The following is a 14,748-nucleotide window of genomic DNA, read 5'->3' as shown; positions in this document are numbered from 1 at the left end:
GGCCAGGCTTGCGCCCCCCTCAGTCGTGATAGGCGACGTAGAGCTGCGACCACAGCGGGCTTGCGCGCAGCTTCTCCAGCGCCCGACTCCAGCGCTGCACCTCCGCATCGGGTGTATCGAGCGAGAACGCGATATAGCCCGGACTAGCGCCAGCCTCCACCGGCGTGCGCCGGAAATCCGCCGCGTTCAAACCGGCCGACGCCAGCAGACCCCGGAAGTTTTCTTCCGATGAGGCCATCAGCGCCGCCCGCCCCGCCTTCAGCATGCGCAGGCAGGTTTCATAGGACACCCCTCGCTCAAATCGGCTGAAGCCCTGGCGGGCCAGCAACTCTTCGTAGCCGGTGCCATTGGCCACGCAAACCGCCAAGCTGCGGGCCTGCTCGATGCCGAGCAGAGGGTTCGCACTCTGGCTGGATTCATAGAACCAATCGCGGTCGATCAGCAAGGGGCCGACCCACTTGAAGCTACTCTCGCGCCCCGGTGTCCTGATGACATTGAACAAGGCCCGGTGCGACCCCTCTTGCACCAGCTTCATGCCGCGCGCAAACGGTACGACGGTGATCGCATCCGGGTAGCCCAGATCGGCCATCAAAGCACGCACCACTTCAACATGAAAGGCCCGCTTGCCCCCATGGGGCTTGCCTTGCAAGGCCTCGCCCCGCACCTGCACCTGGTCGCCGATGCTGTGGGTATAGAACTGCAAGGCCTGAGCCCGGCAAAGCCCAGGCAGCAAGGCCCAGGCAAGGATGAAAAAGGCCAGCCTCCAAATGCCCCGACTCACCAGCATTCAAACACCCCTCGAAGACAGGATTCCATCCGGCCGCAGCTTAACCGAACCCGCTTGGCGCAAGCTGCGGCGCCCTGAGCATTCCGCGCAGCATTCCACGCGGCGCCGACGATCAAGCCGCGTGCAAGGCCGTGCCACTGAGCACGACCCCATCGGCATCGGCATAAAGCCAGTCGCCGGGCCGCACCTGCACGCCTTGCAGTTGCAATGAAACGCCGGCCAGCCCCTGGCCCTTGCGGTCGGTCGGCATGGGCACATGACCCAGCGCCAGGATGCCCACCTGCGCCTGCGCCAGCTCGCCCAGGTCGCGCACCGCACCGTTGATCAACAGCCCGGCCCAACCATGGTGGGCGGCGGCAAAAGCCAGTTGCCCGCCCAGCAAGGCGCGGCGCATCGAAGCCGCGCCGTCGACCACCAAAACACGGCCCTGGCCGGGGCTTTCAACGGCCGCCTTGACCAGGCTGTTGTCCTCAAAGCATTTGACCGTGCTGACCGGGCCAGCAAACCGGCTCAAGCCGCCATAACTGCGAAACACGCCGGGCAGCCAGCGGAAATCGCCCGCTTCATCCGCCTTGTGGGCATCACAATAATCACAGGTCGAAAAGGCCAAGCTCACGGCTACTCTCCGTCACTTGACAAGGGATCGGCCAAGACCTTGATGCGCACACCGTGCATGGACACCACCTGGCCGGCGCGGATTTTGGCGGTCTTGCGCAGCTCGTCCTGCCCATTCACCTGCACATTGCCCTCGCTGATCAGTACGCGGGCGCGGCCGCCGCTCTCGACCAAGCCATTGGCCTTGAGCAGCTTGTCCAGCTCGATGTACTCGCCGCGCAGTTCGAATTCAATTTGGGAGATCTTCATGAGCTGATTGTCTCAGGCTGGCAAGCCTGCGCTGGTGCACTGCGCTGCACCCGCATTTCAAGCCGTGGACAAGCCCTGCGTGACATGGACAGGCTGCATCAGCTGGCCTCCTGCATTGGCAATAGCCTCGATCTGAATCACCGGCGCCGCGCCGCGCACGCCGCCAAAGATGGTCGCGAAGGCGGTGTCGGCGGCGTCGCGGCCGGTGCCGATGCGGATCAAGGCCATCGGGATCGCCACGCCCGAGGGGTCGAACAAATACCAGCGCTGCCCCAGATAGACCTCCACATAGGCATGAAAGTCCTGCGCGCGCAGGCTCAGGTCCAGCCCATAGTCGATGCCGGTCGCAAAGCGGGCCGGCATATTCAGCGCGCGGCACAGCGCAATCATCAAATGTGCGAAATCGCGGCACACGCCGACCTGCTCGACCAGGGTGTCGACGGCGGTGGTGGTGCCGGTGGACGAATTGGCCAGAAAGCTCGTGCGCCCGCGCACCCAGTCGCGAATCGCCAGCACCCGACCATAGCCCTTGGGCAGATGACCAAACTCCTGCACGGCCAAACGGTGCAGCCGATCGGACTGGCAATAGCGGCTGGGGTAGACATAGTGCAAGACGGCCGCCGGCAGATCCGCCACGGCGACCTCGCCGAGCAGCTCCGGCGCGGTCTGCACATGATCCAGATCCACCGTGGCCTGGTAGTTCAGGCTGAGCTTGCCGGCCCCGGCGCGCAGACGCAAATAGCGGTTCTGGGTCGAGGGGTCCAGATGACTCTGGCTGGGCAGGCCCTGGCTATTGCCGAGCAACTCGCTGACCAGCAACTGCTGCGGCGTCTGTGCGGCCTGCAGATTGAAAATGAAATCACAGCCCGGCGGCTCGATCTCGTAGCTCAATTCAAGCTGGAACCGGAGTCTGAGCATGGCGTGGCTTCCCCAAAGCATGGTGGCGGGGCCAGCGCGGGCTCAAAAGGCATTCCCGCCCAGGTTTATGCGCCTGGCTTGACTGCGGGGCGCCCATTATGCGGTGCGCGCGGCGCTGCACCTGCCCGAGCTATCCCTCGCAGTCTCGCCGCACACAACAGGTGCCGAAAAGCCCGCACCAGGCAGGTGCCCCGGATGAGACCATGGCGGTGCACCCATGCCCGTTATTGAAGCGGCAGCGCGGCCGCAAGCGCCGGCCGGCGCATGGCCCGGATATTGCTCATAGATGAGCAAAGGAGAGCATGAATGATGAAATCCAGCTTCGACGAAATGCACTTCAATGGCGCATCGGACCCCACAGGCCCAAGGGCGCGCAGCCATTACCAGACCTTTGAGCGCTGGCTGGCGGGTCAGCCCGAACAGATCATGCGTTTGCGGCGCGAAGAAGCTGAGCTGATCTTCCGACGCGTCGGCATCACCTTCGCCGTCTATGGCGACAAGGACGGCGGCGAAGGCACCGAGCGCTTGATCCCCTTCGATGTGATCCCGCGCGTCATTCCCGCTGATGAGTGGAATGAAATGGAAGCCGGGCTGCGCCAGCGCGTCACCGCCTTAAACCGCTTCATTCACGATGTCTATCACGGCCAGGACATCATCCGGGCCGGCATCGTGCCTTCGGGCCCCATCCTCAATAACGCGCAGTTCCGCCCCGAGATGATGGGCGTCGAGGTGCCTCTCAACATCTATTCGCAGATCGCCGGCATCGACATCGTGCGCGCCGCCAACCCCGACGGCAGCGGCAGTTACTACGTGCTTGAGGACAATCTGCGCGTGCCCAGCGGCGTCAGCTATATGCTGGAAAACCGCAAGATGATGATGCGGCTGTTCCCCGATCTGTTCTCGCAGCACCGCATTGCCCCGGTCGCCCACTACCCCGATCTGCTGCTGGAGACGCTGCGCAGTGTCGGGCCGCACAGCATGAACGCCAAGAGTGAGCCGACCGTGGTGGTACTGACGCCGGGCATGTACAACTCGGCCTATTTCGAGCATGCCTTCCTGGCCCAGCAAATGGGCGTGGAGCTGGTCGAGGGCAAGGATCTGTTCGTCAAGGACGCGATCGTCTATATGCGCACCACGCGTGGCCCGAAAAGGGTGGACGTGATCTATCGGCGCCTGGACGATGACTTCCTCGACCCGCAGGTATTCCGCAAGGATTCGACATTAGGTTGCCCCGGTTTGGTCGAGGCCTACAAAGCCGGCAACGTCAACCTGGCGAACGGCATCGGCACGGGGATTGCCGACGACAAGTCCATCTACCCCTATGTGCCCAAGATGATCGAGTTCTATCTGGGTGAGAAGCCGATTTTGAACAATGTGCCGACGCATGTCTGCCGCGAGCCGGAAGACCTGAAATATGTGCTCGCCAACCTGGCCGACTTGGTGGTCAAGGAGGTGCATGGTGCGGGCGGCTACGGCATGTTGGTCGGGCCTGCGGCGACCCAGCAGGAGATCGTGGACTTCCGCGCCTGCCTGCTGGCCAACCCGAGCAATTACATCGCGCAGCCGACGCTGAGCCTGTCGACCTGCCCGACCTTTGTCGAGGCCGGCATCGCGCCGCGCCATATCGATCTGCGGCCTTTTGTGTTGTCCGGCGAGAAGGTGCAAATCGTGCCCGGTGGCCTGACACGCGTCGCGCTGAAGGAAGGCTCGCTGGTCGTCAATAGCAGCCAAGGCGGTGGCACCAAGGACACCTGGGTGTTGGAAGATTAATCGGTTCTGAAGGAATACTAACAATGCTGTCAAGAACCGCAGACCACCTATTCTGGCTCTCTCGCTACATGGAGCGGGCCGAAAACACCGCCCGCATGCTGGACGTCAATTACCAGACCTCGCTGCTGCCGCAATCGGCCGAAGCGGCGCTGCAGGGCTGGCGCAGCCTGCTGTCGATCTCCGAGTTGACCGGGGCCTACCAGGCGCGCTGGGGCGAGATCGACGCCGAGCGGGTCAAGCATTTCATGGTCAGCGACGAGCGCAACCCCTCGTCCATCCTGAGCTGCCTGCGCGAGGCGCGCGAGAACGCTCGCGCGGTGCGCGGCACCTTGACGACCGAGGTCTGGGAGACCACCAACCAGACCTGGCTGGAGTTCAAACGGATGATCGCCGACGGCTTGCTGTCGCGCGACCCGGCTGCTTTGTGCGAATGGGTCAAGTTTCGCTCGCATCTGTCGCGCGGCGTGACCGTCGGCACGATGTTGCAGGACGAAGCCTTCAACTTCCTGCGCATCGGCTCCTTTCTGGAGCGGGCCGACAACACCGCCCGCCTGCTGGACGTCAAGTTCCACGCACTCGAAGCTGCGGCCGAGCCGTCCGGCCCTGGGGCGCGCGACTTCTACCATTGGTCGGCCGTGCTCCGCTCGGTCTCGGCGTTTGAGGTCTACCGCAAGGTCTACAGCAATGTGATCACGCCGGACAAGGTGGCCGAGCTGCTGATTCTGCGGCCCGATATGCCGCGCTCGCTGGCGCATTGCATGGCGCGCCTGCTCAGCAACTTGAAACGCGTCGCCAACAAACAATCGGACGAGACGCTGCGCCTGGCCGGGCGCATCCATGCCGACCTGGAGTTCGCCAGCATCGATGAAATTCTGCAACCCGGCTTGCATGTTTTCCTGAGTCAGTTTCTGGACCGCGTCGGCAAGCTGGGCCTTGGCATCAGCCGCGACTTCTTGAACCCGTCGGTCTAAGCCCACAGGCACCCACATATGGCCATCCGAGTCGCATTGCACCACTGCACCAGCTACCGCTACGACCGCGCCGTGGCACTGTCCCCGCATGAGGTGAGGCTGCGGCCGGCGCCGCATGCGCGCACGCCCATCCTGTCCTACTCGCTGACGGTCTCGCCCGAAGAGCATTTCATCAATTGGCAGCAAGACCCTTACGGCAACTACATCGGCCGCTTTGTCTTCCCCGAGAAGGCCGAAGAACTCAGCTTCACCGTCGATCTGGTCGCCGACATGACGGTGATCAACCCCTTTGACTTCTTCGTCGAAAAATACGCCGAGCGCTTCCCCTTTGCCTACCCGGCCCAGTTGGCGGCGGAGCTTGGGCCTTATCTGCAGGTCGACCCGCCGGGGCCGATGCTCAAAGATTGGATCGCGGCGGTGCGCAGCGAAATGCTCAGTAGCTCCTTGCCGACCAATGACTTTCTGGTCTATCTGAACCAGCGCGTGCAGGTCCGCATCGGCTATTTGCTGCGCATGGAGCCGGGCATTCAAAGCCCCGAGGAGACGCTGCAAAAAGCCTCGGGTTCCTGCCGCGACAGCGCCTGGCTGCTGGTGCAGATCCTGCGCGCCTTGGGCCTGGCCGCGCGTTTTGTGTCCGGCTATCTGATCCAGCTCAAGCCCGACCAGGCCTCGCTCGACGGCCCCAATGGAGCCGCGGTCGACTTCACCGATCTGCATGCCTGGACCGAGGTCTACATCCCCGGCGCCGGCTGGATAGGCTTGGACCCAACCTCGGGCATGCTGGCCAGCGAGGGCCATATCCCGCTCGCCTGCACCGCCCTGCCCTCGTCGGCCGCACCGGTCAGCGGCTTCACCGACAAGGCCGAGGTCAGCTTCGTGCATGAGATGACGGTGACCCGCATCCATGAAGACCCGCGCGTCACCAAGCCCTATTCCGACACCGACTGGCAGGCCATAGACCGGCTGGGCCAGCAGGTCGACGCCGATCTGAAGCGCAATGATGTGCGCCTCACGCAAGGCGGCGAGCCGACTTTTGTGTCGATCGACGATATGGACGGCGCGCAATGGAACACCGAGGCCCATGGCGAGCACAAGCGCGAGCTGGCCGGCCAGCTGATGCTGCGGCTGAAGAACCATTTTGCCCCCGGCGGCATGCTGCATTACGGCCAGGGCAAGTGGTATCCGGGCGAACCGCTGCCGCGCTGGGCGCTGAACATCTATTGGCGGGTCGACGGCCAGCCGATGTGGCGCGATGCCTCGTTGTTCTCGGAAGAAGGCAGCAATGACGGCTATGGCAACGCTGAAGCCGAGCGCTTCATGGCCGCGCTGCTGGAGGGGCTGCATTTGCCCGCCGCCAGCAGCATTCCCGCCTATGAAGACGTCCGCCAGCAGGCGCAGATCGAGGAGGGTCTGCCGAGCAATTTGAACCCACTGTTCGCCGATTTGAGCGACTCCGAACAGCGCCGCCGTCTGGCCCGTCTTCTGGACAAGGGCTTGGGTGAAATAGCCGGCTATGTGCTGCCCTTGGCGCCAACACCGTTCGAACCCGGCGTCAGCCTGAGCACGAGCTGGCGCAGCACGGCCTGGCCGCTCAAACGCGAGCATCTGTATCTGATCGACGGCGATTCACCGCTGGGCCTGCGCCTGCCGCTGAACTCGCTGCCCTGGGTCTTGCCGGAAGAACAAGAGACCGAATTCGATCTCGACCCCTTTGCCGAGCGCAGCGCGCTGCTGGAGGCCAAGGCGACGCTGGACCTCAAGCTGGCCCATGCTGACCGCCAAACTCAGCGGGGCCCGCGCGCCGCGCTGGCAGCGGCCAAGAGGCTGGCGCGTGCCACGCTGGGCCGGGCCGACAGCCCGGTGCCGGCACCGGAACAAGCGCGACCCGGCCAGCACCAGGCCACACCGGCGCCGCGCGACGTGATTCACACCGCCTTATGCGTGCAGGTGCGCAACGGCCGCCTTTATGTCTTCATGCCGCCGGTCAAACGCATCGAGGACTATCTGGCGCTGGTGCAGATCGTCGAAGCAACGGCCGCCAAGCTGCAACTGAAGCTCTGGATCGAAGGCTATGGCCCGCCGCGCGACCCCCGCATCAAGCTGCTCAGCGTGACGCCGGACCCGGGCGTGATCGAGGTCAATGTGCACCCGTCCGCAAGCTGGAACGAGCTGGTCTACACGATGAGCACGCTTTATCAGGAGGCCAGGCTGACTCGTTTGGGCACCGAGAAGTTCATGGTCGACGGCCGCCACACCGGCACCGGCGGCGGCAACCATGCCACGCTGGGCGGCGCCACCGCCGAAGACAGCCCGCTGCTGCGCCGCCCCGATCTGCTCAAGAGCCTGATCAGCTATTGGCAGAACCACCCGGCCCTGTCCTATCTGTTCTCGGGCACCTTCATCGGCCCGACCAGCCAGGCGCCGCGCGTGGACGAAGCGCGTGATGACAATCTGTACGAGCTTGCGATCGCCTTCCAGCAGATGGACCGGATCTTGCCGACCCTGGCACCCGGCGACAAGCCCTGGATGGTTGACCGCCTCTTGCGTAACCTGTTAGTCGATTTGACCGGCAACACGCATCGCTCGGAGTTCTCGATCGACAAACTCTACTCGCCCGACGGCCCGACCGGGCGCCTGGGCCTGGTCGAGTTCCGCGCCTTCGAGATGCCGCCGCATGAGCGCATGAGCCTCTTGCAGATGTTGCTGCTGCGCGCCTTGGTGGCGCGGTTCTGGCAGCAGCCTTATCAGGCCAAGCTGGTGCATTGGGGCACGGCACTGCATGACCGCTGGATGTTGCCGCATTTCGTCGCACAAGACATCCGCGATGTCGCACGCGATCTGCGCGCGGCCGGCTATGCCTTTGAGGACCATTGGTTCGAGCCCTTCATCGAGTTCCGCTTCCCGCGCTTTGGCACCGTCGTTTACGAGGGCGTGGAGATGGAGCTGAGGCAGGCGATCGAGCCCTGGAATGTCTTGGGCGAAGAAATGGCCGCCGGCGGCACGGCCCGTTATGTGGATTCCTCGGTCGAGCGCATGCAGTTGCTGGTTCGCGGCCTGACCGACGGGCGGCATGTGATTGCCTGCAATGGCCGCATGCTGCCGTTGCACCCGACCGGGGTGCCGGGCGAATATGTGGCGGCGGTGCGTTTCCGCGCATGGAGCCCCTGGTCGGCGCTGCATCCGACGATTGGCGTGCAAGCACCCTTGACCTTTGATCTGGTCGACAGCTGGAGCGGCCGTGCGATCGGTGGCTGCACCTATCACGTCGTCCACCCGGGCGGGCGCAGCGAGGAACATTCGCCGGTCAACGCCAACGCGGCCGAAGCGCGGCGCTTCGCGCGCTTTTGGCCGCATGGCCACACGCCGGGGCCGATGACGCTGTTCAAGGAGCCGCTCAACCCGAGCTTTCCGATGACGCTGGATCTGCGCTGGCAGCCCTTATGAGCGCCCCCATACCAGTCGCTTCGCGCCAGGCCCCCCGAGGGGGAGAAGAAACACTTGGGGCGGCCCGGCGTTTGTTTCTTGTGACCGCGGCCGGCCAAGCACAGAGATAATCGCAGCCCTGTAGTCCACGCGAACCCTTTTCGCTTCACCGTGCCTTCTCGACTTCTCTCAGGCTACCCGGCCGCCACCGATCGCTTTGACGAAATGCTGGGCGCCGATGGCCAGCCGCGCCCGCATTGGCGCGCGCTGCTGACGGCGCTGGCCCGCGAGGCGCCCGGCCTGATGCGCGAGCGCGACGAGGCGGTGCAGCGCCAGGTGCGCGAGAACGGCGTCACCTACAACGTCTACGCCGACACCCGCGGCGCCGGCAGGCCCTGGGATTTGAATGTGCTGCCGCTGATCCTGCCGCACAACGAATGGGCCGAGATCGAGGCCGCCGTGACGCAGCGCGCCACGCTCCTGAATCAGATCTTGCTGGACGTCTACGGCCCGCAACTGCTGCTGCAGCAGGGCCAACTGCCACCGGCGCTGATCCATGGTCATGCCGGTTTCTTGCGCCCTTGTCACGGCATGCGCCACCGCGACGGCATCGCGCTGCACTTCTATGCGGTGGACCTGGCGCGCGCCCCGAGTGGGCGCTGGTGGGTGGTGGCGGACCGCACACAAGCGCCGTCCGGCAGCGGCTATGCGCTGGAGAACCGCGCGGTGATCGGCCGCACCTTCCCCGATCTGATGCGCGACCTGAATGTCCGCCCTTTGACCGGCTTTTTCGACAAGATGCGCGACAGCCTCAGCTACTGGGGCCACCAATGCGCGAACAGCGGCAGCACGCCGCTACGCGCCGGCGAGCCACCGCTGATCGTCTTGCTGACACCCGGCCCCTACAACGAAACCTATTACGAGCAAGCTTATATGGCCCGCCACCTGGGCCTGCCGCTGGTGGAAGGGTCGGACCTGACCGTGCGCAATGGCATGGTCTGGCACAAGACCTTGTCGGGCATGAAGCGGGTGCATGTGATCATGCGCCGGGTCGACGATGACTATTGCGACCCGCTGGAGCTGCGCGCCGATTCCAGCCTCGGCATCCCCGGCCTGATCGAGGCGGCAAGGCTGGGCAATGTCTTGATCGCCAACAGCCTGGGCTCCAACCTGCTGGAATCGGGCGCCTTGCTGGGCTTTTTGCCGGCGCTGTCCCAGCGCGTGCTGGGCGCGCCGCTGAAGATGCCTTCGGTGGCCACCTGGTGGTGCGGCGAGCCGGCCGCCTTGGCGCAGGTGATTGCCAAGCTGGACCGACTGGTGATCAAGCCTGCCTTCCCGCAAAGCCGCCAATTCACCGTCTTTGGCCAAGACCTGAAGGGCGTCGAGCGGGCCGCCTTCATCGCCAAGCTGCGCGCCCACCCGGCCGACTATGTGGCGCAGGAGCTGGTGCATTTGTCGCAGGCGCCGGTCTGGCGCGCCGACATCGCCAAGCAACGCCCTGGCGCGCATGGGGGCCTGGGTGCCAGCGCAATGGGCTTGCGCGTCTATGCCTGCGCCACGCCGACCGGCTATGTGGTGATGCCGGGCGGGCTCACGCGCGTGGCCACCGGCCCCGATGTGCGCGTGATCACGCTGCAGCGCGGAGGCGGCAGCAAAGACACCTGGGTGCAGGCGCGCGAGCTGCCCTTGGTCGATGCGCACCGGCCGCTGTCGCGCACCACCACCGTGGCCGATCTGGTGCGCGACGACACCCATGTGTCGAGCCGCGCGGCCGAGAACCTGTTCTGGTTCGGTCGCAATGCCGAGCGTTGCGACAATATCGCGCGGCTGCTGCGCGTCAGCCTGAACTTCTTGTTCAATCTGCGCCCCGCCGCGCAAGGCGCCGAATGGCCCACCGTCAAGGCGCTGTGCGCGCAACATCATTTGCTGGACGGCAAGCACCCGCCCAAGGACAGCACCGACCGAGCCCAGCTCAGCGCCTCACTGAGCGACGCGCAGGTCGAGCAGGCCTTGCTCTTGGCCGTGGTGTCGCCCGAGGTGCCCGGCCTGGCGCGCCAGCAGCAGCAGCTCTACCGCAGCGCCAGCCAGTTACGTGAGCGGCTGTCGATCGACAACTGGCGCGCCCTCAACCGCATGCTGCAGCAAGCGCCCGCCGACCCCAAGCGCCTGTCGCAGGCCGATGCGATGACCTTGCTCGACGATGCAGCGGCCGCCTCGATGACGATGGCCGGCTTTGCGCTGGACGGTATGAACCGCGATCTGGGCTGGCGCTTTTTATCGCTGGGCCGGCGGCTGGAGCGTTTGCAGTATCAATGCGAGGTCTTGCAAAGCGCCTTGAGCATGGACGCCGATGGCTCGCTGGACTGGCTCTTGGAGTTGGCCGACAGCATCGTCACCTACCGCTCACGTTACCGGGCCCAGCCCGAATGGCTGCCGGTGCTGGACCTCTTGTTGCTGGACGCCAGCAACCCGCGCAGCGTGCTGTTCCAGCTCGACGGCATCGTCAAGGGCATGGCCAAGATGGCCCTGGGCACAGGGGCTTGCGGTGAAGTTGAAATGCAAGCGGCCAGGGATGAGTTGCTGGCGCTGGCGCCGGCCACCGAGCTCTACCGGGGCAATGCGCGCTTGACACAGTTGCTGCTGCGCATCAGGCGCGCCAGCGAGACCATGTCCGAGCGGATCAGCGTTCAATTCTTCAGCTACACCGGCGAGAAGGCGGCCAAGCCATGAGCGCCGCCGGCATCAAATACAGGGTCGAGCATGAGACCGAGTACAGCTATCAAAGCCCCGTCACGTTGTCGCAGCAATACCTGCATCTGACCCCGCGCAGCTTTGCCCTGCAGGCCACCGAGTCGCATCGCATCCGGGTGGAGCCGGCTGAGCATGAGGCCAGCGAGGGCCGTGATTATTTCGGCAACCCGACAAGCCGCCTGACGCTGATGGCGCCGCACAAGACCCTGAACGTGCATGCGGACTCGGTCGTCACCTTAAGCCAACGGCCCGCCATGGCACAGCTGCAGGGCTCCAAACCCTGGGAGTCGGTGCGCGAGCAGGTGCAGCGCGCGCAGACGGCCGACGCCCTGGAAGCAACGCGTTACCTCTACGCCTCGCCGCATGTCGAGTTGAGCAGCGCGCTGGAGCTGTATGCGCGCCCCAGCTTTCGCCCGGGCAGGCCGCTGCTGGAGGCTGCGCTGGACCTGACGCAGCGCATCTTTGCCGATTTCAAGTTCGATGCCGAGGCGACCGAGATCTCGACGCCGCTGGAGCAGGTCTTGAGCGGCCGCCGCGGCGTCTGCCAGGATTTTGCCCAGCTGATGATTGGCTGTCTGCGCAGCCTGGGCCTGCCGGCACGCTATTTGAGCGGCTACATCCTCACCCACCCCAAGCCTGGCCAGCCGCGCCTGATCGGTGCCGACGCCTCGCATGCCTGGGTGTCGGTGTTTTGCCCGCTGCATGGCTGGATCGACTTTGACCCCACCAACCGCTGCCTGGTGCAGGGCGAGCACATCACGCTGGGCTGGGGCCGCGACTTCAGCGACGTGACGCCGATGCGCGGCATCGTGCTGGGCGGCGGCGCGCAGCAGTTACAAGTCAAGGTGACGGTCACGCCGTTGGCTTGAAGAAAACAGGTTTTTGCCAAGTCTTGATGGGGCGGAATCGCTGGGTTTGGAGCGACTGTTTTGTGCACGTACCGGGCATTGGGCCCACTGAAACCACCACACAGTTTCTGTGGACGCCCAGGTGAAGAGGCAACTTCGCGGCTAATCCATGAACCGGGCAGGGCGCGGCTTGCGGCTCAAACTTTGGATCGGGCCGTGACCGAGGTTTGATTGATGGTCAATCGGCCGGTAAGTTCAGCGCTTGCGCACCCAGCCAACCAGGCTCGCCGCGCCAATCGCAAGCAGCAAGGCCAAGGCGGCGCCGTAGAACACGCCACTCGGCTGCCCTCTGTCCATCAAGGCGCCGAAGATCGGCGCGGCCACCGCAAAGCCCAGATCCAGGCCCGAGTAGACGGTGCCGTAAACCCGGCCGGTGGCGCCCGGCGGGGCGGCGCGCTTGATCAACATATCGCGCGAGGGCCCGGCCAGGCCGGTGCCAAAGCCCGCCACGGCCACCACCATGGCGGCCAGCAACGGCGCGATCAAACCGGTCGCGGCCAAGGCCAGGAGCGCGGCCGCACCGGCCAAGCCGATGGTGATATTGCGCTCCAGCGAGGCCGACTTGGCGACCCAAAAACCGCCTATCACCATGCCGATGGCGCCGCTGAGCATATAGCCGGTGACGACAAAGGCGGTCGCCTTCAGCGGCAGGCCGTAGAGCTCGGCCAGCGCCGGGCTGGCAAAACTTTGAATCGCGGTCAGCGCGGCGGTGCCGAAGAAGAAAAACGAGAAGCACAACCAGACCGAGGGCAGGCGCAAAAACGCCATCGGATGCTCGTCTTTGACCGCAGCGGCGCCGGGCTTGTCATGCGACCAAGCCCCTTGGCTGTCGTCGATCGCATCGCGCTTCAACCACAGCAAGGCCAGCACCAGCAGCGCCAGCAGGCCTGTGCCGAGATAGGCGTAGCGCCAGCTGCCGCTGAGCTCGCTGATGCCGATAGCAAACACCGGCGCCAGCGCCCAGCCCAGATTGCCGGTGATGCCATGCACCGAGAAGGCATGACCCAAGCGCGGCTGCGAAACGCGCTTGTTCAAAATCGTGAAGTCGGCGGGGTGAAATGGCGCGTTGCCCAGGCCCGCCAGTGCAGCGGCCAGCATCAAGCCGCCAAAGCCGCCCGCCATCGCCGCCGCCAGCGAGGCCAGCACAAAGCAGCTCAGCGCCGCGAACAAGACCGGCCTTGCGCCGGTGCGATCAACCAAGAAGCCGGCCATGGCCTGACCCAAGCCGGAGATGATGAAAAACGTTGTCACCAGCAAACCGAGCTGCGAATAGCTCAGGCCGAAGTCCTGCATAAAGGCCGGGAACAAAGGCGGCAGCAGCATATGAAAGAAATGCGAAGTGCCATGCGCCAGGCCGATCAGGCCAATGGTGGAAAAGTCGCGGCGGGCCTGCTCGGAGGCTTGAATTGGAAGCGTTGCTGAGTTCATGCCGAGACTTTAGGCGGGGTGGCGCAGGCCAAGTTACGATAGAGCGACAAGTTCTATTGAATTTCAGCCAGAAGAAACATGCCCACCCAAAAAACCGCCGCCAAGGCAAGGGTGCGACGCACCAGCCTGCCACCGCTGGACCCATTGCGTTATGCACCGAGCGCCCAGCGACCGGTGCGCGCCAAAGCTAGAGTGTTGGAACATGACGTGGACATCCAAGCGCACCAACATGCCTGGGGTCAACTGGCGTTCTCGATCAGCGGCGCGGTGCGGGTCAACACCGCGCACGCCACCTATCTGGTACCGCCGGCCCGCGCGGTCTGGATTGCGCCCACCATCGTGCATGCGGTGACGGCCGTGGAACGCGCCGATCTGCGCACGGTCTACCTGCATCAGGCACCCAGCGATGGCCCGGTGTGGCAGGGCTGCCGGGTCATCGAGGTGACGCCGCTGCTGCGTGAGTTGGTGATGCAACTGGCGATCTCGCCCGACGCTGCCGAGGACCCGCGCCGCGAACAATGCATTGCCAGCCTGGTGCTGGACGAGCTGCGGCGCGCCAAAAGCCTTCGCCTGGGCGTTGATTTGCCGCAGGACAAGCGCTTGCGGCGCCTGTGCGAGGCGATGCTGGACGAGCCCGGGCGCCACGCCGATCTGGACGGCTGGGCGGCCGAAGTCGGGGCCAGTGCGCGCACGGTCTCCAGACTTTTCCGCGATGAGCTGGGCAGCAGTTATGCGCAGTGGCGCTCGCAGGTCTTGCTGGCGCGCGCGCTGACGCTGGCGGCCCGCAAGATGCCGATGAGCTTGATCGCCCATGAGCTGGGCTATGCCAGCGCCAGCGCTTTCACCGCGATGGTGACTCGCACCGTGGGCATGCCGCCCAGCCGATTCTTTGCCCTGGCCTGAGCGCTTTGCCGTCACCCCTAAAATC

General features: G+C 64.8%; 11 protein-coding genes. 6 read left to right on the top strand and 5 right to left on the bottom strand.

Annotated elements, in window-relative coordinates:
• Positions 1-19: 19 nt before the first annotated feature.
• The 4 genes from LNV07_RS02320 to LNV07_RS02305 form a co-directional block, all read right to left on the bottom strand.
• On the bottom strand, positions 20-781 hold the full coding sequence (locus LNV07_RS02320) for a substrate-binding periplasmic protein (protein ID WP_263569543.1): 762 nt from the start codon (positions 779-781) through the stop codon (positions 20-22).
• A gap of 118 nt (positions 782-899) precedes the next feature.
• Complete coding sequence (rraA, locus tag LNV07_RS02315; RefSeq protein WP_263569542.1) at positions 900-1,403, bottom strand: ribonuclease E activity regulator RraA; 504 nt, start codon at positions 1,401-1,403, stop codon at positions 900-902.
• A 2-nt stretch (positions 1,404-1,405) separates the two neighbouring features.
• The gene (locus LNV07_RS02310; RefSeq protein WP_263569755.1) at positions 1,406-1,645 is read right to left on the bottom strand and encodes an RNA-binding S4 domain-containing protein; all 240 of its coding nucleotides are present in this window, start codon (positions 1,643-1,645) and stop codon (positions 1,406-1,408) included.
• A 63-nt stretch (positions 1,646-1,708) separates the two neighbouring features.
• On the bottom strand, positions 1,709-2,569 hold the full coding sequence (locus LNV07_RS02305) for a transglutaminase-like domain-containing protein (RefSeq protein ID WP_263569541.1): 861 nt from the start codon (positions 2,567-2,569) through the stop codon (positions 1,709-1,711).
• A gap of 309 nt (positions 2,570-2,878) precedes the next feature.
• On the opposite strand from LNV07_RS02305, the gene LNV07_RS02300 reads away from it, so the two are divergent.
• The 5 genes from LNV07_RS02300 to LNV07_RS02280 all read left to right on the top strand — a co-directional run bounded on the left by LNV07_RS02300 (position 2,879) and on the right by LNV07_RS02280 (position 12,353).
• On the top strand, positions 2,879-4,339 hold the full coding sequence (locus tag LNV07_RS02300; protein ID WP_263569754.1) for a circularly permuted type 2 ATP-grasp protein: 1,461 nt from the start codon (positions 2,879-2,881) through the stop codon (positions 4,337-4,339).
• Between the two features lie 23 nt (positions 4,340-4,362).
• Positions 4,363-5,310 (top strand): alpha-E domain-containing protein, encoded by a 948-nt coding sequence (locus tag LNV07_RS02295; RefSeq protein WP_263569540.1) that lies wholly within the window; start codon positions 4,363-4,365, stop codon positions 5,308-5,310.
• An 18-nt stretch (positions 5,311-5,328) separates the two neighbouring features.
• A complete protein-coding gene (locus LNV07_RS02290; RefSeq protein ID WP_263569539.1) occupies positions 5,329-8,754 on the top strand; it encodes a transglutaminase family protein in 3,426 nt (1,141 codons plus the stop codon).
• 150 nt (positions 8,755-8,904) lie between these two features.
• Positions 8,905-11,463, top strand: coding sequence for a circularly permuted type 2 ATP-grasp protein (locus LNV07_RS02285; protein ID WP_263569538.1), 2,559 nt, complete (start codon positions 8,905-8,907; stop codon positions 11,461-11,463).
• On the top strand, positions 11,460-12,353 hold the full coding sequence (locus tag LNV07_RS02280; protein WP_263569537.1) for a transglutaminase family protein: 894 nt from the start codon (positions 11,460-11,462) through the stop codon (positions 12,351-12,353). Before LNV07_RS02285 ends, LNV07_RS02280 begins: the two co-directional genes overlap by 4 nt.
• 234 nt (positions 12,354-12,587) lie before the next feature.
• Here the strand turns inward: LNV07_RS02280 and LNV07_RS02275 are convergent, their stop codons facing one another.
• Positions 12,588-13,820, bottom strand: a complete 1,233-nt coding sequence (locus tag LNV07_RS02275) for an MFS transporter (RefSeq protein WP_263569536.1) — start codon at positions 13,818-13,820, stop codon at positions 12,588-12,590.
• A gap of 78 nt (positions 13,821-13,898) precedes the next feature.
• Between LNV07_RS02275 and LNV07_RS02270 the strand changes: the two genes are divergently transcribed.
• Entirely contained in the window at positions 13,899-14,723 is an 825-nt protein-coding gene (locus LNV07_RS02270; protein WP_263569535.1) for an AraC family transcriptional regulator, read from the top strand.
• The last annotated feature ends 25 nt before the right edge of the window (positions 14,724-14,748 follow it).

The organism is Roseateles oligotrophus (assembly GCF_025717515.1).
In the GTDB taxonomy this organism is placed as follows: domain Bacteria; phylum Pseudomonadota; class Gammaproteobacteria; order Burkholderiales; family Burkholderiaceae_C; genus Paucibacter_A; species Paucibacter_A oligotrophus.
This window is presented reverse-complemented; position numbering and strand designations above follow the sequence as displayed.